Origin of the sequence: Pseudomonas sp. PDM15 (genome assembly GCF_014851565.1) — a bacterium.
Taxonomy (GTDB): Bacteria; Pseudomonadota; Gammaproteobacteria; order Pseudomonadales; family Pseudomonadaceae; genus Aquipseudomonas.
Genome location: NZ_JACVAA010000001.1, coordinates 580,017 through 597,135, shown reverse-complemented (window position 1 = coordinate 597,135; position 17,119 = coordinate 580,017). Strand labels below are relative to the sequence as shown.

Annotated in this window: 18 protein-coding genes; 6 read left to right on the top strand and 12 right to left on the bottom strand. The window is 65.0% G+C overall.

The annotated features are described in order from the left end of the window. Positions 1 to 71 precede the first annotated feature (71 nt). The 3 genes from IB232_RS02915 to IB232_RS02905 all read left to right on the top strand — a co-directional run bounded on the left by IB232_RS02915 (position 72) and on the right by IB232_RS02905 (position 3,416). The gene (locus IB232_RS02915) at positions 72 to 566 is read left to right on the top strand and encodes an LEA type 2 family protein (protein ID WP_192397062.1); all 495 of its coding nucleotides are present in this window, start codon (positions 72 to 74) and stop codon (positions 564 to 566) included. Positions 567 to 570: 4 nt separating this feature from the next. After that, positions 571 to 771, top strand: coding sequence for an SEC-C metal-binding domain-containing protein (locus IB232_RS02910; protein ID WP_081963338.1), 201 nt, complete (start codon positions 571 to 573; stop codon positions 769 to 771). A 107-nt stretch (positions 772 to 878) separates the two neighbouring features. Further along, on the top strand, positions 879 to 3,416 hold the full coding sequence (locus tag IB232_RS02905; RefSeq protein ID WP_192397061.1) for a penicillin acylase family protein: 2,538 nt from the start codon (positions 879 to 881) through the stop codon (positions 3,414 to 3,416). 70 nt (positions 3,417 to 3,486) lie between these two features. Here IB232_RS02905 and IB232_RS02900 read toward each other — a convergent pair whose 3' ends face one another. The 4 genes from IB232_RS02900 to IB232_RS02885 form a co-directional block, all read right to left on the bottom strand. After that, positions 3,487 to 4,542, bottom strand: coding sequence for a fatty acid desaturase (locus IB232_RS02900; protein WP_192397060.1), 1,056 nt, complete (start codon positions 4,540 to 4,542; stop codon positions 3,487 to 3,489). A 41-nt stretch (positions 4,543 to 4,583) separates the two neighbouring features. After that, a complete protein-coding gene (locus tag IB232_RS02895; protein WP_192397059.1) occupies positions 4,584 to 5,615 on the bottom strand; it encodes a DUF2156 domain-containing protein in 1,032 nt (343 codons plus the stop codon). A gap of 2 nt (positions 5,616 to 5,617) precedes the next feature. Further along, positions 5,618 to 6,478, bottom strand: a complete 861-nt coding sequence (locus IB232_RS02890) for a metal-dependent hydrolase (protein WP_192397058.1) — start codon at positions 6,476 to 6,478, stop codon at positions 5,618 to 5,620. A gap of 239 nt (positions 6,479 to 6,717) precedes the next feature. Further along, entirely contained in the window at positions 6,718 to 8,031 is a 1,314-nt protein-coding gene (locus tag IB232_RS02885; RefSeq protein ID WP_192397057.1) for a choice-of-anchor Q domain-containing protein, read from the bottom strand. A 629-nt stretch (positions 8,032 to 8,660) separates the two neighbouring features. Between IB232_RS02885 and IB232_RS02880 the strand changes: the two genes are divergently transcribed. The 3 genes from IB232_RS02880 to IB232_RS02870 all read left to right on the top strand — a co-directional run bounded on the left by IB232_RS02880 (position 8,661) and on the right by IB232_RS02870 (position 11,500). After that, on the top strand, positions 8,661 to 9,338 hold the full coding sequence (locus IB232_RS02880; RefSeq protein WP_192397056.1) for a polysaccharide lyase family 7 protein: 678 nt from the start codon (positions 8,661 to 8,663) through the stop codon (positions 9,336 to 9,338). Positions 9,339 to 9,578: 240 nt separating this feature from the next. Next, the gene (locus IB232_RS02875; protein ID WP_192397055.1) at positions 9,579 to 10,058 is read left to right on the top strand and encodes a hypothetical protein; all 480 of its coding nucleotides are present in this window, start codon (positions 9,579 to 9,581) and stop codon (positions 10,056 to 10,058) included. Positions 10,059 to 10,216: 158 nt separating this feature from the next. Beyond that, the gene (locus tag IB232_RS02870) at positions 10,217 to 11,500 is read left to right on the top strand and encodes an outer membrane protein transport protein (RefSeq protein WP_192397054.1); all 1,284 of its coding nucleotides are present in this window, start codon (positions 10,217 to 10,219) and stop codon (positions 11,498 to 11,500) included. A gap of 65 nt (positions 11,501 to 11,565) precedes the next feature. Here IB232_RS02870 and IB232_RS02865 read toward each other — a convergent pair whose 3' ends face one another. The 8 genes from IB232_RS02865 to cobU all read right to left on the bottom strand — a co-directional run bounded on the left by IB232_RS02865 (position 11,566) and on the right by cobU (position 17,064). Then, positions 11,566 to 12,114: a glutathione peroxidase gene (locus tag IB232_RS02865; protein ID WP_192397053.1), complete on the bottom strand. Its 549-nt coding sequence runs from the start codon at positions 12,112 to 12,114 to the stop codon at positions 11,566 to 11,568. A gap of 74 nt (positions 12,115 to 12,188) precedes the next feature. After that, positions 12,189 to 12,311, bottom strand: a complete 123-nt coding sequence (locus IB232_RS23655) for a hypothetical protein (RefSeq protein WP_263863919.1) — start codon at positions 12,309 to 12,311, stop codon at positions 12,189 to 12,191. Then, the gene (locus tag IB232_RS02860; RefSeq protein ID WP_192397052.1) at positions 12,308 to 13,516 is read right to left on the bottom strand and encodes an MFS transporter; all 1,209 of its coding nucleotides are present in this window, start codon (positions 13,514 to 13,516) and stop codon (positions 12,308 to 12,310) included. Before IB232_RS02860 ends, IB232_RS23655 begins: the two co-directional genes overlap by 4 nt. Before the next feature lie 25 nt (positions 13,517 to 13,541). Then, the gene (locus tag IB232_RS02855) at positions 13,542 to 13,955 is read right to left on the bottom strand and encodes a MarR family winged helix-turn-helix transcriptional regulator (protein ID WP_192397051.1); all 414 of its coding nucleotides are present in this window, start codon (positions 13,953 to 13,955) and stop codon (positions 13,542 to 13,544) included. 229 nt (positions 13,956 to 14,184) lie between these two features. Next, positions 14,185 to 14,922 carry an adenosylcobinamide-GDP ribazoletransferase gene (locus IB232_RS02850; protein ID WP_192397050.1) on the bottom strand — a complete coding sequence of 246 codons (738 nt, stop codon included), beginning with the start codon at positions 14,920 to 14,922 and terminating at the stop codon, positions 14,185 to 14,187. Next, positions 14,922 to 15,494, bottom strand: coding sequence for an alpha-ribazole phosphatase family protein (gene cobC, locus IB232_RS02845; RefSeq protein WP_192397049.1), 573 nt, complete (start codon positions 15,492 to 15,494; stop codon positions 14,922 to 14,924). The genes IB232_RS02850 and cobC overlap by 1 nt, the downstream gene beginning before the upstream one ends. Further along, positions 15,491 to 16,546: a nicotinate-nucleotide--dimethylbenzimidazole phosphoribosyltransferase gene (gene cobT / locus IB232_RS02840; RefSeq protein ID WP_192397048.1), complete on the bottom strand. Its 1,056-nt coding sequence runs from the start codon at positions 16,544 to 16,546 to the stop codon at positions 15,491 to 15,493. The genes cobC and cobT overlap by 4 nt, the downstream gene beginning before the upstream one ends. Beyond that, positions 16,543 to 17,064 (bottom strand): bifunctional adenosylcobinamide kinase/adenosylcobinamide-phosphate guanylyltransferase, encoded by a 522-nt coding sequence (cobU, locus tag IB232_RS02835; protein ID WP_192397047.1) that lies wholly within the window; start codon positions 17,062 to 17,064, stop codon positions 16,543 to 16,545. Before cobU ends, cobT begins: the two co-directional genes overlap by 4 nt. Between the last annotated feature and the right edge of the window lie 55 nt (positions 17,065 to 17,119).

The window sequence follows — 17,119 nt, the reverse complement described above, 5'->3', positions numbered from 1 at the left end:
TTTTTTCTGGGAACAGCAGGTGGCCGCGAAGCAGCCGCTTGTTACACTGAGGCGTCCATTGGAGCGATGCAATGTTTTCACAGGTGCGATTCCACATCATCGCCCTGACGATCATCACCGGCCTGCTATCAGGCCTCACGGGATGCACCAGCTGGTTTAGCGGTGATTTCCAGGACCCGGAAGTCCACCTCGTCAAGGTCGATGTGATCAAGGCCAAACTGCTGGAGCAGCAGTTTTCCCTGCGCTTTCGCATCGACAATCCCAACGGCTTCGAACTGCCGATGCGCGGCCTGAGCTATGACATCGAGCTCAACGGCGTACCACTGGCCGAAGGCGAGTCCAGCGAGTGGCTCAACGTTCCCGCCCATGGCCACAGCAACTTCGAGGTGCCGGTGCGCACCAACCTGTGGCGCCACCTCAAGGGCGTGGTTAAGGCTCTGGAAGATCCTGATCGACCGATCCGCTACCGCCTGCGCGGGGAGGTGAAGACCGGCCTGTTCTTCGGCCGCGACGTGCATCTGCAGCGCAATGGCGAGATAATCCCCGGCGATCATATTCCGGAGTAGCTTCATGACTCAGCAACCCCACGTCCACGGCCCCGACTGCAACCACGACCACGATCATCACCATGATGACGACGGCCACGTGCATGGTCCGCACTGCAACCATCACCACCAGGAGCCGGTGCGCAATCCGCTGAAGGAAGTCGGCCGCAACGATCCGTGCCCCTGCGGCAGCCAGAAAAAGTTCAAGAAGTGCCACGGCGCCTGACCTGAACCCACCCGGCAGGGCGCAATGCCCTGCCAGGCCCCTACTCCCCGCAGCTTCCGCCCTCTACAATCCGCCCATCGTCCGCCGCCCTGCTCCAGGAGCCAGTCATGGGTTCGCGCCTGTTTTCTCGTCCGCTGTTCGTCGCCGCTGCCGCCACCCTATGCAGCACCCTGTTCCTCAGCGGTTGCCAGTCCTTCCTCAATGGCCGCTACGCCAGCAGCGTGCACCCGGACCAGGGCATCGTCCGCGTCCAGGGCCTGGCGCAGAGCGTGGTGATACGACGCAACCCGCTGGGCATGCCACTGATCGAGACCACCACCTTCCACGACGCGCTGTTCGCCCTGGGCTACGTGCACGCCGCCGACCGCCTCAGCCAGATGGTTGGCATGCGCCTGCTCGCCGAGGGCCGCCTGGCCGAGATGAACGGCCCCGGCGTGCTGGAAATCGACCGTTTCATGCGCACGGTCAATCTGCGCGCCAGCGCCGAGGTGTTGTACAAGAACGCCTCGCCACGCATCAAGAAGTTCTTCGAGGTGTATTCGCGCGGCGTCAACGCCTACCTGTTCCGCTACCAGGACAAGTTGCCGATGGACCTGGCCGAGAGCGGCTACCGCCCTTCCTACTGGAAGCCGGAAGACTCGGTGCTGCTGTTCTGCCTGCTCAACTTCGGCCTGTCGGTGAACCTGCAGGAGGAAATCGCCTCGCTGAACCTGGCGGACAAGGTCGGTGCCGACAAACTCGCCTGGCTGCTGCCCAACTACCCGGACGAACCGCTGCCCTTCGAGGAAGCCGAGAAGCTGCGCGGCCTGAGCCTGGCTGGCAAGATTCCAGGCCTGGCGGCGGTAAACAACACAGCCGGCCAAGTGGCGGCACTGAACATGCTCGGCGTCGCCGCCTCCAACAACTGGGCCATCGCCCCGCAGAAGAGTCGCAGCGGCAAGAGCCTGCTGGCCAACGACACCCACCTGCCGCTATCGATGCCGTCGATCTGGAACTTCGTGCAGATCCGCTCGCCGAAATTCCAAGCCGCCGGCGTATCCATCGCCGGGGTACCGGCCGTGGTTGCCGGCTTCAACGGCAAGCTGGCCTGGGGCATGACCATGGTCATGGGCGACAACCAGGACCTGTTCCTGGAGAAGGTCAAACGCGAGGGCGGCCGCCTCTACTACCAGGCCAACGGCAAGTGGCAGCCGGCCCGCGAGCGCCAGGAGACCTTTTTCATCCGCGGCCAGCGACCGATCCGCGAAACCGTCTACGAGACCCGCAACGGCCCGCTGCTCAACTCGGCGCTAGGCGAGCGCAAATCGCCGCTGCAGCCGCTGCAGATGTCCAGCGGCTACGGCCTGGCCCTGCGCAGCATCCAGGGCGAGGCGGACCAATCGATCGACGCCTTCTTCGACCTGTCCCGCGCCCAGTCGGTGGAACAGGCCTTCGAGGCCACCCGCGAAGTGCGCGCCATGGCACTGAACATCGTGTTCGCCGACGCCCAGCATATCGGCTGGCAGGTCACCGGCCGCTACCCCAACCGCAGACAGGGCACCGGTCTGGTGCCGTCGCCGGGCTGGGACGACGCCTACGACTGGGACGGCTACGCCGACGCCATGCTGCACCCCTACGACCAGGACCCGATGCAGGGCTGGCTGGGCACCGCCAACCACCGCACCGTGCCGCGTGGCTATGGCATGCAGTTGTCCAACTCCTGGTTCTACCCGGAACGCGCCGAGCGCATCGCACAACTGGCCGGCTCCGGACGGCACGACCAGAAAAGCATGATCGCCATGCAGTACGACCAGACCACACCGTTCGCCGGCAAGCTGCAGGCGATGTTCGACGCACCGGGCATGGCCGAGCCACTGAAGAAGGCCATCGCCGCCCTCCCGGCCGCCGACCGCGGCAAGGCCGAGGAAGCCTACAAGCGTCTGATGAGCTTCGACGGCCGCATGGCCGCCACCTCCGCCGACGCCGCGCTGTACGGTGCCTTCCTTCAGGAAAGCGCCAAGGCCACCTTCCTCGATGAGCTGGGCCCGCAGACCAGCCCGGCCTGGCGCGCTCTGGTGGAGATCGGCAACAACAGCTATTCGGCCCAGGCCGACCACCTGCTCGGCCGCGACGACAGCCCGTTCTGGGACGACGTGAAGACCGCGCAGAAGGAAGACAAGCCGGCGATCATGGCGCGCAGCCTGGCCGGCGCCGTCAGTTACCTGGAAGCCGAGCTGGGCGCCAATCGCAGCGCCTGGCAGTGGGGCAAGCTGCACCAGTACCGCTGGACCAGCGAGGCTACCAAGATGGCGCCCTACCTGAGCGCCAGCCAGCGCAGTGGCATCGAGGCCATCAGCGGCTATCTGGACCGCGGCCCCTACCCGGCAGGCGGCGACCACGGCACCCTCAACGTGGCCGCCTACGAATGGGGCAATGACTTCAACGTCTGGCTGATCCCGGCCATGCGCGTGGTGGTCGACTTCGGCCTGGAAGAGCCGATGATCGGCGTCAACAGCTCCGGCCAGTCCGGCAACCCGGCCAGCCCGCACTACGCCGACGGCATCGACGCCTGGCTCAAGGGCGGCTACATGAGCTTCCCGTTCCAGAGCCGCAACATGGACAAGGTCTACGGCAACAAGCGCCTGATGCTGATGCCGGGCAAGTGACCAACGCCTGAATCACTCCCTGCGCGACTGAGCACAGCCGCGCCGGCCCCATCCGACCAGCCGCCTCCTCTTACGCGGGGGAGGCGCTGGCGTCGGGTGCAGCGGCCTCCTCGGCAACCGGGAAGCGGTAGCCTTCCTTGCCCACATAGCACCCCGTCTGCTCGTCCCAGAGCCTGAGGCGCAGCGCCTGCAAACCCTCCCAGAAGGAAATCACCTGCGCGTCGGCGAACAATTCGTTCTCCTTCCAGCAGCGCTTCAGGTTGTAGTTGGGGATATGCGGTATCAGGTGATGGACGTTGTGAATGCCAATGCTTGCGGAGAACCAACGCAGTACGGGCGGGAAGATAAAGACGGACGAGCCGTGCAGCGCGCTGTCGACGAAGTTCCACTCATGCGCCGGGTACCAGCGTGACTGTTCGAAGTGATGATTGATGTAGAACAGGAACACCATCACCGGCGTGCCGAGAGCGTAGCTGAGCAGCTGGATCACGAACACAAGGCCGTACCCGGTGGCCCACAGGCCCAGTCCGATCACCAGGATGGCCAGGCTGGTGAGGTGCACGGAGAGGTGCACATGGCGCGGCCAGCGTCGATCCGCGACCACGCGGGGGAAGATCACCAGTTTGTACAGCGCGTGCAGAGTAAAGAAGAAGGCCGGATGGCGCAGGATCCGGTAATAGAACTGCTGCCGGCGGCTCAGCGCCTGGTACTGGCGAACGCTGAGCAGCGGCATGTCGCCGATGCCGGTGCGGGACAGGTCATTGGTGCTGCCGTGATGGTAGTTGTGCTCGTGCTGCCAGTGGTGCGCCGGCATGAACACCAGCAACCCCAGCAACGGGCCGACGACATCGCTCAGGCGCTTGGAACGGAACAGCGAGCCGTGCATGACATCGTGGAACAACACGAAATTGCGCGCCAGGAACAGGCTGTTGAGCAGCAGCAGGGAAACGGTTATCCACAACGGCCCGCTCCAGTTCTGGTAGATCAGGTAGTTCAGCGCGAAGTGCGGGATCAGCGTCGACGCGATCTGCCAACCCGAGCGCGCGTAGCTGGGGGTCGCGTAGCGCTGCGCCAGCTCGACCATCTGGCCTCTGGCGAGTTTTTCCTGCGAGTTCTGTACAGACATATGCAACCTGCCTCGTGACGTTTTGCCTGTGGGACTGCCGATCACAAGGCCCGCAGAGCCTTGAGGATTCCCAGCAGGTGGTAGAGCCTGAGCGTCGGCACGCCGGCGACGAAGGAAGCTTCCTGGCGCCCGCAGTACTTCTGCTTGTGGAAGAAATTCCCCTGGCAGGGATAGATGAACGCACAGCGGCGATAGATGAAGTCGAACGCCCAGGCTACCCAGGCGTTGTGCGGATAGGCCTCGCCGTTTTTCAGCGCCAGCGGCGACAGCCCCAGGGTGAGGAGCTCCTTGCCCTCGGCTTTGAACTGACCCATGGCATGCAGCACGATGGCGTCGTTGGTGCCGTTCGGCGCGTCCTTGATCGCCCGCGATGCGTTGTGCAGATAGCCGATAACCCGGCCGTCGCGGTACAGCGGGTCGAACACGGCGAGGGCCAGTAGCCGACCGTGCTTGCGCGCCCAGAAGTAGCGCACGCCCTCCTCGTCCTCGAACACCAGCGGCCGCGTCAGCCCGGCCAGATCATGGCCGCCCTTGCGCGCGAGCCATTCGCGGTTGAGCTCGTCCAGTTCCTCGCCGCCCTGCTCGCTGAGCCGCCCCTCGTGCACCTCCACGCCTTCGCTGCGCGCCTTGTTGCGCCAGCGACGCAGGTGAGCGTAATGCTTGCCGCGCAGCTCGAGGTCGAAGCCGGCCAGGTCGATCTCCGAATTGACGCCGAATTCGTTCACCGGATAGCCGCGGGAGCTCAGCACATCGGCGAAGGCGCTGCCGATGTCGAGAAATACCGTGAGCACCCGAGTGGCCGCCAGATAAGCGTCGAGCAGCGGCGCGAAGTCGGCCCTGGCCGCAATCGGGTCGCCGATCACCACATTCATCCCGCGCGGCGCATAGAGCGGATGCCTGACTGGGATATAGGCGAGATAGCCCAGCTGCGGGTGGATGAACTGGGCCGCGCCGGGCTGCAGCGAGGAATAGGCCATCGCGCTGCCACCGTGGCGCAGCAGAAACGGCCACAACCGCGAATGTTGCGCCTGGTCGGCGCAGTCGCCGTCCAGCAGCGTGGAAACGGTTTGCATCGTCACCCCCCGGATGGCTGGGTTTCGCCGATATCCACGCGGATCACCTGCTGGCTCAGCACATGTTCGGCGAGCGCATGGTTGTCGGTTTGCGTCGGGTGGAAGCCGCGTCTGAGCACCTGCAGGCAGCCACGAGTCATGCGCGCGAAGAAGCGCTCGTCACGGAAGAAGTAGCGGAAAGCGCGGCGCCAGGTAGCGAGACGGAACAACTGGCCGTCCTGGCGCAGGAAGGTGGCGCAGGCCAACGCCAGGTAGCTCATGTTGACCAGATAGGCCATAACCACCCCGTAGCCCAGCCAGAAACGGCTGCCCTCGGTAGCCTGGTAGACGTCGAAGGCCACCGACTTGTGTTCGATTTCCTCGGCGAAATGCCACTCGTACAAGGCGCCGGCCCGCGCATCGCACTGCCGCAACCGGCCGCTGCTCAGGGTGATCTCCGCGAACAGCTCGTTGATGCGCTCGACGCCCACCACGAAGGCCAGCTGCTGCCGTGCGGTCGAGGTCGGGGTGAGGATCTTGAACGAGAGGAAGCCGGTGAAGCGCCGGAACGTCTGCATGCGGAAGCCCTGGCGCTGCAACACTTCGATGAACTGCTCGTGGCCACGGGAATGGGAGAGCTCCTGGCCGATCAGACCTCGCGCTTCCTGGAGCAGCACGGGGTCTTCGATCTTGCCGAGGTACTTCTTGATCGTCTGGACGATGAAGGTCTCGCCGTCGGGGATGGTCATCGAGTAGGCATTCAGCCAATGGGTCAGGAAGACATCGTCCTTGACCCAGATCCGCGGCGTTTCATGTTCGTCGTAGCGGATGTCGAAGCGCCGGGCGGAGAGGCTTTCCCGGCTGTCATTGGCGTTATCGCTCATCAAGCATTCCCCGTGGTTGTGGTTATCTGGCAGGAAGTGCAGGGAAAGCACTGCCCGCCTGTCTCGCTTGCGATAAGCGACGGGACTCTAGAGCACAAGGAACGCGCCGCGACATCGGCCGAATGGCGTATCGGGATAAGGGATGGGCTGGTGGTCGGCGTCAGCAGTGCGGGCCAGCCGATAAGTCGGCCAGCCCGCACAGCCCGCCGCCGGTCAAGTGGGCGGCGCTGCTGGATGTATCAACGCTCGTAGGCACCCAGGTCGCAGATCGCGCTGCCGTTACGGTCGCCATCGCGCGGCCGGGCGACGCCGCGCTGGTCGTTGTGGGTACAGGAGCCCAGGCCGGCATCCACCGCCGGGCTGCCGTTGCGCAGCTGGTGGTACTGGGTCCCGAGCCCGCTGCCGTTGGCAACCGTCGTCGAGGACAGCCGCGCAGCCAGCACCTGGGTGAACACCACATCGTCCTCCACCGTGACACTGTTATCGGTGCAGGTGGTGACGTCCGACCCGAGCAACAGTCCCAGGGCGCGGTAGCCAACCCCCTGGTGGCTGCAGTTCATCGGCACCTGGTTGAGCCGGTTACCGGCGACGATGCTGTTGCGCAGCGTCAGGCTGCCCAAGTTGCTGATGCCGAGACCCTCGTTGCCGGCCACGGTGACATAGCTCAGCTGCATCTGCGCCTCGGCGCCGCTGGGCGAGAAGCCGGCCAGGCCGTTGGCGATCACGCCATTGGTGTCGGTGCCGAAGTTGCCGCTGACCGTACTATTGACCAGACGCAGCACGCCGCTCTCGTTATTGACGATCGCCGCCCCACCACCGCCGCCGGCATATTGCCCGGCAAGATTACCGACGAAGGACGAGCGAGCCACGTCGGCATATCCCTCGTTATAGAGGGCCCCGCCATGGGCGTAGTCGACGTCGTTGTCGGTGACGCTGTTGCCCTGGAAGTGCGTGTCGCGCACCACCAGCGTGCCCAGGTTGTAAATGGCGCCGCCCCGCCCGGAAAAGCCCTCGTCGCCGTTGGAGTTGTTGTCGCGGAACAGGCTGAACCTGACATTCAGCTCGCCGAAGTTGGCGATCGCCCCACCCTTGCCCTGGATGCCTGGCGTGGCGCGGTTGTCGTAAAAGCCGACGTAGGTGATCACCGCCTCACCGTCGTTGCGTATCGCCCCGCCGTAGGTGTCGGCACGACCGCCACGCAGGCTCAGGTTGCGCAGGTTCAGCTTGGCGCCCGGCAATACCTCGACCAGACGATCGGAGACGCCCTCAATAAAGGTATTGGTATAGATGTCGCCGACGATGGTCAGCTCGCCGGTGATATCCAGGTCGCCGCGAGTACCAACGTCCTCATCGGGATCGGGCTCCTCGTCCGGGTTCCACCCAGGGTCGGCCAAGGTAAGGGAGTAGATGCCCGGGCGCAGCTCGATGCGATCCGGGCCGGGATTGAGGTTGGCCTTGTAGATGGCCTCGCGCAGCGAGCAGTCATTCTCGCAGGCCGGGCGAAACAGGTCCTGAGTTTTGCTGACGACTATGGTCGCGGCGCCCTGAGCCATAGGCGCTGAGAGCGCTGCGGCCAGAGTAATAGCAGAGAAGCAAGCAGAGCAGATATGCATGGCGATTCTCCAGATGGTTGAGAACTCCCAGTCGGAGAATGCTCGGCTTCCGGCGACCGCCATCGACGCCTGAACGATGGGCAGCTCTCACTAGACTGGTGAAATCCATCCGGGTTCGCCGCCACACACCAATGCGGCGTGACCTCCATCACACCCCGCCGTCATTAGCCGTTTCGCTCCTGAAACACCTGCTCCCGGCGAGTTGAGAATCGCTTCACAAACCCCTCTAGCCTGAGGCTTTCCGTTCGTCGGCAGTCACCTCCGAACTGACGCCAAGAACCTGCCTTTTCGCTGTTGGAAATTCCTTGCGCATCAATGCGATAGAGAAATCCCATACCGTGTCGAATTACCGTCAATTTATAGACGCCAGTATCTCGACGAACGGTAATTACCAAAGCCGAAACAGCCCCGTATAAAGCGCTCCATTCCCGGCCGGATCATTGGCCAGGTGGCAAAAGCTTCATTCTGTGTGCGAGTAACTAGCAGGGCGGCTAGGCAGTTTTTAAGTCGGGATCGACCTGCGCTCCAGATGAGATTTACCTCTTCATTCATCGGAGTTTTTTACTTTCATGATCGACCTCAATACCTGGAACCTCACCATCCCTGTTGGCGAACCCGCTACCACCATCAACACCCCGATGCTCGCCGGCGGTTACCAGGACGACTACTTCCAGAACATCAACGGCGTCCTGTTCTTCTGGGCACCGGTAGACGGCACCACCACCAAGAACGCCAAGTACCCGCGCAGCGAACTGCGTGAAACCTTCGCTGACGGCACCCGGCGCAACTGGAAGTATCAGGACGCCGACAACAACAGCCTGGACGCCACGCTGAAAGTCACTCAGGTTCCGTCCACCGGAAAAATCGTGATCGGCCAGATCCACAACGTGGAAGGCGACGATCCGCCCATCAAGGTGCAGTACCAATACAGCGCTTCGGACAAGACCGGGAAGATCGTTGCGATCTATCGCAGCAAACCGGGCATCGATAGCACCAGCGTCACCATTCGCAGTGGTGTGGCGATGAACCAGTCGTTCTCCTACTCCATCCGCCTCACTCGTGCCGGCACGCTGGCGGTCTACACCAAGGTCAACTCCGTAAGCGAGCGCTGGACGACCAAGCTGGACCCGACCTGGGGTACGCAAACTATGTACTTCAAGGCCGGCTCCTATGTGCAGGACAACATTGGCGACAACACCGAGGCAGGTGCCGTGCAGTTCAACCAACTGAAGATCACCCACCAATAAGCATGGGTAACAGGCGCCGGCTGAAGCCGGCGCCTGCTTGTAAATAGATCACTCTTAATCGCAGCTCGACATATGCAGACGCGACTAGAAGCTCAAATGATTTAAAAACAAGCCTTTACATCCTATTTGTCGCACTAGACTTCAAGTTGAGCGGCTAACCCCGCTTCCGGCGGGGTCTTTATTAGAACCAAGAACAGCTGCCAAGCACCTGACCCCGCCGGCACCTTTCGCGAGGGCCTCATGGGAATTGCTGCCAGCGAGCTGTGCCAACATGTCATCCGCCCCACCCTGGTCTATCTGGGGCGCCACTCACCCACCGCCGAAGCCCTGCTCCTGGGCGCCGCCGCCAGTCAATCGGCACTCGGCAGCGCACTGGACGACAGCCAGGGCCACGGTCTCTACCGCATCAGCGCCCTGCGCCACCAGCAGCTGTGGGACCTGCACCTGGCCCGCGACCCCGACCTGGCCAGCCTGGTCCGCGGCCTCGCCAGCCAGCACGCCTTCCTCAGCGCACCGCACCTCGAACTGATGGTCAACCTGCGCTACGCCACCGCCATCGCCTGGTTTCTGGTGGAGAGCGAACATGCGTCGCTGCCGGCGGCCGATGACCTACACGGACTGGCCCGTATCTGGCGCAAGGTGTTCCATCCCCATGGCCGCCTGAGCGACTTCCTGCAGGCCTGGCAGCAATGCGTCCCACCACCTCACCAGGCGGCCTGAACGCAGGAAAGTGGGAACCTTTTCAGTGACTTGCGAGTCATTTCCAGGCCAGCCCGAGGTTAACGAAAGTTCACGAAAAACCCGTCCCAGAGCGGTTGGCAAGGTCCGGCAAACCGGTTAGCTTGCCGCCCTCGTTTTTGCTGTTCGTGAGCCTCCTAATGAAAAAACTCTGGTTGAAGACTTCTCTCGCACTGGCCATCGGTGCGGTTTCCACTCACAGCCTGGGCAACGGAATTGCCATCAACGAACAGAGCGTCAGCGGCGCGGGTACTTCCTTCGCAGGCCGCGCTTCCTCCGCCAACGATGCCTCCGTCCTGTTCGGCAACCCGGCGGGCCTGACCAAGCTCAAGCGCCCGGAAGTAACCGGCGGCTTCGGCCTGGTCGATGCCAACGTCGACCTCGACAACGCCAGTGACGAAACCGCCGAGGGCGACATGGTCCCCATGACCCCGGTGCCCTTCGCCTTCTATGCCAGCCCGATCGACGAGAGCTGGCACTGGGGCCTGGGCCTGTATGTGCCCTACGCGCTGATCAGTGACTACGAAAAGAGCTTCGGCGGCCGCTTCAAGGGCCAGTACAGCAAGGTGGAAGTGGTCACCCTGCAACCGACCATCAGCTATCAGATCAACGACCGCGTGTCCGTCGGCTTCGGCCCGACCATCAACAAGATCAAGGGCAAGCTGGTCAGCAAGCTGGACAACAGCGCCGCCTTCGGCACCGGCGAGACCAAGGTCGGCATCAAGGGTGACGACGTCGGCTACGGCTTCAACGCCGGTGTAATGGTTGACGTCACCGACCAGCTGACCTGGGGCCTGACCTACCACTCCAAGGTCGACTACACCCTGGAAGGCCGCACCCGCATCACCGGCGGCGACGGCCCGATCTTCAGCGCCTTCAACGGCCAGTACGACGCCTCCCTGGACTTCACCACCCCGGAAAGCGTGGACACCTCGGTGACCTACGCCTTCGACGACAAGTGGACCTTCTACGCCGGCGCCACCTTTACCCGCTGGAGCCGCCTGCAGGAAATCGTGGTCGAGAACCAGGGCACCCCGAGCATCCTCGGCCTGAGCCCGATTGGCGAAGTCAGCGAAGAGCTGAAGTGGCACGACACCTGGTCCTATGCCATCGGCGCCTCCTACCAGCTGAACCCGCAATGGGTGCTGCGTACCGGCCTGGCCCTCGACCCCTCCCCGGCCGAGAACGAGCACCGCAGCGTGCGCATCCCGGTAGGCAACCGCAAGGTGTTCTCCGTGGGTGCCGGCTGGTCGCCGAACCCCGACCTGACCATCGACGCGGCCTACTCCTACCTGCGTGAGAACGAGGCCAAGGTCAACCAGCACTCCACCGAGCTGGCCGGCCGCGAGATTGCCCCGGGCTTCAGCGCCGAGTACAACAACAGCGCGCACTGCGTGGGTCTGCAGGCCACCTACCGCTTCTGACGGCAGGTTCTGCAGACGTGAAAAAGCCGGGCATCTGCCCGGCTTTTTCATGGGTCGACGATTAACTACTGAGCAATAGCCTTCTCGATAGCCGCCAGCAGATCCTCGTCGTCCGGCTTGGTCAGGCTGGAGAAGCTGGCGATCACCTTGCCGTCGCGGCCCACCACGTACTTGTAGAAGTTCCAGCGCGGCGCGCTGCTCTGCTCGGCCAACTCGCTGAACAGCGGTATCGCCTCGTTGCCGCTGACCGCCTGCGGCTCGCTCATGGCGAAAGTCACACCGTAGTCGATGAAGCACACCTTGGCCGTTTCGCCACTGTTGCCGGCCTCCTGCTTGAAGTCGTCGGAGGGTACGCCGAGCACTTCCAGCCCCTGGCCCTTGTAGCGCTGGTACAACGCCTCCAGCCCTTTGAACTGCGGGGTGAAACCGCAATGGCTGGCGGTGTTGACCACCAGCAGTGGCTTGCCGGCGAAACGCTGGCACAGGTCGATGCGCTCCTTGGAGCGCAGCTGCTGTAGCTCGCCCTGGCCCTTGAGCAGAGGCGAACAGTCCGCAGCCCACAGCGGGGCGGCAAGCAGGGACGACAGCAGCAGGCAGGAAAGACGCGCGATCATAGGGACATCTCCAAAAGGTATGCACCCACGCTACTCGTCCGCGCTTACTCCAGCAATGGCTGCTGCGGAAGCACTCAGCACAGGCTCATGCCCAGTTGCAGCAGGGCCAGCCCACCACGACTCCAGCCCCACCAGGCCAGCGCCAATAGCAGCGCCACTCCCAGCAGGGCCAGCATGGTGAAGGCCGTACGACTCACGCCGCCGCCCCGGCCCGCAGGCGCGCCACCGGCTGCTCGCGCACCGGCCAGTTGAGCGCCGCCGCCAGCAGGCCGAAGAGGATCGACAGCTGCCAGACCACGTCGTAGCTACCGGTGTGGTCGTACAGATAGCCACCCAGCCAGCCGCCGAGGAACGAGCCGATCTGGTGGAACAGAAACACAATGCCGCCGAGCATGGACAGGTTGCGCACGCCGAACAGAGTTGCCACCGTGCCGTTGGTCAGCGGCACCGTGGAAAGCCACAACAGGCCCATGGCCATGCCGAAGGCGTAGGCGCTCCATTCGGTCAGCGGCGAGTAGACGAACGCGACTATCACTACCGTGCGCGCCAGGTACAGGCCGGTGAGCAGGCGCGGCTTGGACATGCGCCCGCCGAGCCAGCCGGCGATATAGGTGCCGAACACGTTGAACAGCCCGACCAGCGCCAGCACCGTGGTGCCGACCGAGGCTGGCAGATGGTTGTCCACCAGGTACGACGGCAGGTGCACCCCGATGAATACCACTTGGAAGCCGCAGACAAAGAAGCCCAGCGCCAGCAACCAGAAGCCGGAATGGCTGCACGCCTCGCGCAGTGCCTCGCCCAGGCTCTGCTCGCTGCCGGCCGGGGATGGTTGCGGATTGTCACGCACCATCAGCGCCAGCGGTACGATCAGCGCCACCAGCATGCCCAGCGCGATCAAGGCCGACGACCAGCCCAGCCAGCCGATCAGCCCGAGCGTGCCCGGCAGCATGGCGAACTGGCCGAAGGAGCCGGCAGCCGCCGCGATACCCATGCCGATGCTGCGCTTCTCCGGCGGCAGCGCCCGTCCGACCACGCCGAGCAGCACCGAGAACGAGGTGCCGGACAGGCCGATGCCGATCAGCAGGCCGGCGCTCAGCGACAGCGACCAGGCCGAGTCGGCACTAGCCATCAGTGCCAGGCCGGCCGCGTACAGTAGGCCACCGGCGACTATCACCCGGCGCGCGCCGAAGCGGTCGGCGATGGCCCCGGTGATCGGCTGGGCCAGGCCCCAGATCAGGTTCTGCAGGGCGATGGCGAAGGCGAATACCTCGCGCCCCCAGCCGTATTCGCCGCTCATGGGCGAGAGGAACAGGCCGAAGCCGTGGCGGACGCCGAGTGACAGGGCGAGGATCAGCGATGCTCCCAGCAGGAGCCAGCCTGCCGTGCGCCATGGGTTGTTCATCTGCGTTCTCCGCGGGGCGTTCCCGTCAGTCGATGGTTTCCAGATCGTCCAGCAGTGCCATCAGCTCTGCCCGTTTGTCCGCGCCCAGGCGCAGCGCCAGCTCCTGCTGAGCCAGCTCCCACAGCGGCGCGCCCTGCTCCAGCACGCGCACGCCGGCAGCGGTCAGGGCTACCTGCCGGCTGCGCTGGTCGGCACCGCCGCCAAGCTGCAGCAGCCCCCTACCCTCCACCACCCGCAGGTTGCGCCCGAGGGTGCTGCGGTCCAACCCCATGGCTTCCGCCAGGGCGGAAATGCTCGGCTGGCCGAGGCGCTGCAAATAGCGCAACAGGGAAAACTGGGCGGCATTCAGCCCGACATCGGCCAGGGCTTCGTCGTAGATGCGGGTCACCCCGCGGCTAGCGCGGCGCAACTTGGTACAGAGGCATTGGGTCGGCAACATGGATACAGGTATATACCCGCATTCGCCGATCAGGCAGTTACAGTTGCGACATAAACGAGCGGAACAGCCGCTTCAGTACAGGGTGCGCCGCGCGCTCCAGACACGCTCGATCATCCATGGATGGTGGGCTGTCGCTGCGCTCCAAGATCGCTACGGCGCTGTAGGGTGCCACTCGCCGAAGGCAGTGCACCTCCAGGCGCTTGAACCGCGGCCAGACGAGACGCCTCGGTCAGCTCCACAACGCCAGCGCCACCAGCACCGCGCACTCACCCAGCTCCAGCAGCGCACCGGCGGTATCGCCGGTGGTGCCTCCCAGGCGCGCGAAGAAGGCACGGCGCAGCAACCAGAACACCAGGGCCGCAGCGAGCAAGGCCAGCACGCCGGAGAAACCGAGCAGCAGCATGGCCAGGCCATGCACCGCCAGCACCAGCGGCAGGCGCTCACGCGGCAGATGCTCGCTAAGTGCCGCGCCCAGGCCACCGGCGCGCACATAAGCGGTGGTCAGGAACAGCAGCGGCAGCAACGTGCGACCAAGCCAGGGTGCCAGCAGCAGCCCGGCCCAGGCACCCCCTTCGAGCAACACCACCAGCGCGGCGAACTTGAGCAGCAGCACCAGGAGCAGCACGACCACCGCGATGGGGCCGCTGCACGGGTCCTTCATGATCGCCAGCGTACGCTCGCGATCACCATAGCCGCCCACCCAGGCATCGGCCGTATCGGCCAGGCCATCCAGATGCAGGCCACCGGACAGCCCGATCCAGACGGCCAGCAGAATGGCCGCCTGCAGCAGCGCCGGTGTACTGCCGAGCAGCAGGTGCAGCGCCAGCAACAGGCCACCGAGCAGCAGCCCGACCAGCGGATACCAGAGCAGCGAGCGGCCGATCTGCTGCGCCTCCGGCATGCCGCGCAGACGTACCGGCAGGCGCGTGAGGAACTGCAGGGCGATCAGCAGCGGCTGCGGCAGCATCAGGCTTCGGTCAGCTGCAGACCGGTCTCGACCTGCAGGCCATGCAGCGCGCCATAGCCCACCTCCACCTGCAGCAGTTGGCTCTCCGGCAGCTTGCGCGCGCGGGCCAGCAGCAGGCGCATCACCCCGCCGTGGGTCACCAGCAGCACGCGTTTACCGTCCAGTTCGACCTGCAGGCGTTCGATGGCTGCGAGCACGCGCTGAGCGAATTGCTTGACCGGCTCGGCCTCTGGCGGAGTGAAGTGGTAGGGATCGTTCCAGAACTTGCCAAGGGCCTCCGGGTCTTCCAGCAGCACCTCGGCCGAGTTGCGCCCTTCCCAGGCGCCGAAATGCAGCTCGCGCAGGTCCGCCTCGATACGCAGCGGCAGGCCGTTTTGCTCGGCAAACTCGCGGGCAAAAGACTCGCAACGTTGCAGCGGCGAGCTGATCACCAGGTCCCAGCCACTCTTGCCGGCCAGGGCCAGCTGCATTTGCTGACGGCCCTGCTCGGTCAGCGCGTCGTCGCTGCTGCCACGAAAACCGGGGCCGGCGTCGGTCACGCCGTGGCGCAACATATCCAGGGAAAGAGTCATTGTTTGTCCTCAACGAGAGCTTCAGAAAAGGTAGCCATGCCGCCGTGCAGCGCGCAGGCCAGTTTGATCAGGGGCAGCGCCAGCGCGGCACCGCTGCCCTCGCCCAGGCGCAGGCCGAGGTCGAGCAGTGGCGCGGCATCGAGCTCGGCCAGCAACGCGGTGTGGCCCGGCTCGGCGCCAGCGTGGGCGAACAGCAGCCAGGGCTGCACGCCAGGGTTCAGGCGCACAGCACATAGGGCAGCCGCGCTGCAGATGAAGCCGTCGACCACCGCCGGTATGCCGGCCTGGGCGCAGGCCAGATAGGCACCGGCCAGCGCCGCCAGTTCGAAGCCGCCGACCCGACGCAGCGCCTCGCAGGGATCGGCAAGCGCCGCACCATGCAGGGCCAGGGCACGCTCGATCACCGCCTGTTTTTGGCTGACGCCGGCGCCATCCAGCCCGGTGCCGGGGCCGGTCAATTGGCTCGGCGCAAGATCACTCAGGGCGCAGGCCAGGGCGGTGGCGGCGCTGGTATTGCCGATGCCCATCTCGCCGGCCAGCAGCAGGTCGCAGCCCGCGGCCAGCGCCTGCTGCACCGCATCGCGCCCGGCCTGCAGCGCTGCCGCGCACTGCTCGGGAGTCATCGCCGGCTCGACGGCGAAGTTGGCGGTGCCTGCTCCGAGACGCAGGTGGCGTACACCGGGCAGTTCAAGGGCGAGATCGATGGTGCCCAGGTCGACCAGGCGCAGCGGCATGCCCAGCTCTCGGGCCAGCACGCTGACGGCGGCGCCGCCGGCGACGAAGTTGCCGAGCATCTGCGCGGTCACCGCCTGCGGATAGGCCGACACGCCCTCGGCGACCACGCCGTGGTCACCGGCGAACAGCACCAGCTGCGGCTGAGTGACGGCGGGCTTCTCGCGGCCCTGCAGGGCGGCCAGGCGCACGGCCACAGCCTCCAGCTCGCCGAGGGCGCCGGTCGGCTTGGTCAGCTGCGCCTGGCGTGCCAGGGCCGCGGCCTCGGCGGCGCTGTCGGGCTGGCGGCAGTCCTGCTGCCACCAGGGTGAGGAAGTCATAGCGGCGCTCCTTTGAGCAACATGGGCAGGCCGGCGACGCAGAACTGCACGCGCTCGGCCCGTTCGGCCACGGCCTGGTGCAGCCAGCCGGCCTCGTCGACATAGCGACGGGTCAGCTCGCCCAGCGGCACCACGCCCAGGCCGGTCTCGTTGCTGACCAGGATGATGCGCCCGGGCAGCTCTCCCAGCGCCTCGAGGAAGGTATCGCACTGCATGGCCAGGCGGGTCTCGTCTTCCAGCATCAGCAGGTTGGTCAGCCACAGGGTCAGGCAGTCGACCAGCAGGCAGCGACCGGGGGCGGCATTGTCGCGCAGGACGCGGGCCAGTTCGAGGGGTTCCTCGACCAGGCCCCACTCGGCCGGGCGCGAGCTGCGATGGTGGGCGATGCGCTTGGCCATCTCGCCGTCCCAGGCCTGGCCGGTGGCGATATAGATGACCTCCAGGCCACTGTGCGCCGCCAGTTTCTCGGCCAGGCGGCTTTTGCCGGAGCGGGCGCCGCCAAGGATCAGTTCAAGCATCTTGCTCTCCTGCCGTAGGGTGGATCGCGCTCTATCGATCCACCGAGGCCATCAA

Excerpts from the sequence above, each read along its gene's own strand:
- cobU (WP_192397047.1), bottom strand. The coding sequence starts at position 17,064 with ATGCTTGAACTGATCCTTGGCGGCGCCCGCTCCGGCAAAAGCCGCCTG.
- IB232_RS02870 (WP_192397054.1), top strand. The coding sequence starts at position 10,217 with ATGAAAAAACTCTGGTTGAAGACTTCTCTCGCACTGGCCATCGGTGCG.
- IB232_RS02885 (WP_192397057.1), bottom strand. The coding sequence starts at position 8,031 with ATGGCTCAGGGCGCCGCGACCATAGTCGTCAGCAAAACTCAGGACCTG.
- cobC (WP_192397049.1), bottom strand. The coding sequence starts at position 15,494 with ATGACTCTTTCCCTGGATATGTTGCGCCACGGCGTGACCGACGCCGGC.
- IB232_RS02880 (WP_192397056.1), top strand. The coding sequence starts at position 8,661 with ATGATCGACCTCAATACCTGGAACCTCACCATCCCTGTTGGCGAACCC.
- IB232_RS02850 (WP_192397050.1), bottom strand. The coding sequence starts at position 14,922 with ATGCTGCCGCAGCCGCTGCTGATCGCCCTGCAGTTCCTCACGCGCCTG.
- IB232_RS02890 (WP_192397058.1), bottom strand. The coding sequence starts at position 6,478 with ATGAGCGATAACGCCAATGACAGCCGGGAAAGCCTCTCCGCCCGGCGC.
- cobT (WP_192397048.1), bottom strand. The coding sequence starts at position 16,546 with ATGACTTCCTCACCCTGGTGGCAGCAGGACTGCCGCCAGCCCGACAGC.
- IB232_RS02900 (WP_192397060.1), bottom strand. The coding sequence starts at position 4,542 with ATGTCTGTACAGAACTCGCAGGAAAAACTCGCCAGAGGCCAGATGGTC.
- IB232_RS02895 (WP_192397059.1), bottom strand. The coding sequence starts at position 5,615 with ATGCAAACCGTTTCCACGCTGCTGGACGGCGACTGCGCCGACCAGGCG.
- IB232_RS02860 (WP_192397052.1), bottom strand. The coding sequence starts at position 13,516 with ATGAACAACCCATGGCGCACGGCAGGCTGGCTCCTGCTGGGAGCATCG.
- IB232_RS02910 (WP_081963338.1), top strand. The coding sequence starts at position 571 with ATGACTCAGCAACCCCACGTCCACGGCCCCGACTGCAACCACGACCAC.
- IB232_RS02865 (WP_192397053.1), bottom strand. The coding sequence starts at position 12,114 with ATGATCGCGCGTCTTTCCTGCCTGCTGCTGTCGTCCCTGCTTGCCGCC.
- IB232_RS02905 (WP_192397061.1), top strand. The coding sequence starts at position 879 with ATGGGTTCGCGCCTGTTTTCTCGTCCGCTGTTCGTCGCCGCTGCCGCC.
- IB232_RS02855 (WP_192397051.1), bottom strand. The coding sequence starts at position 13,955 with ATGTTGCCGACCCAATGCCTCTGTACCAAGTTGCGCCGCGCTAGCCGC.
- IB232_RS02915 (WP_192397062.1), top strand. The coding sequence starts at position 72 with ATGTTTTCACAGGTGCGATTCCACATCATCGCCCTGACGATCATCACC.
- IB232_RS02875 (WP_192397055.1), top strand. The coding sequence starts at position 9,579 with ATGGGAATTGCTGCCAGCGAGCTGTGCCAACATGTCATCCGCCCCACC.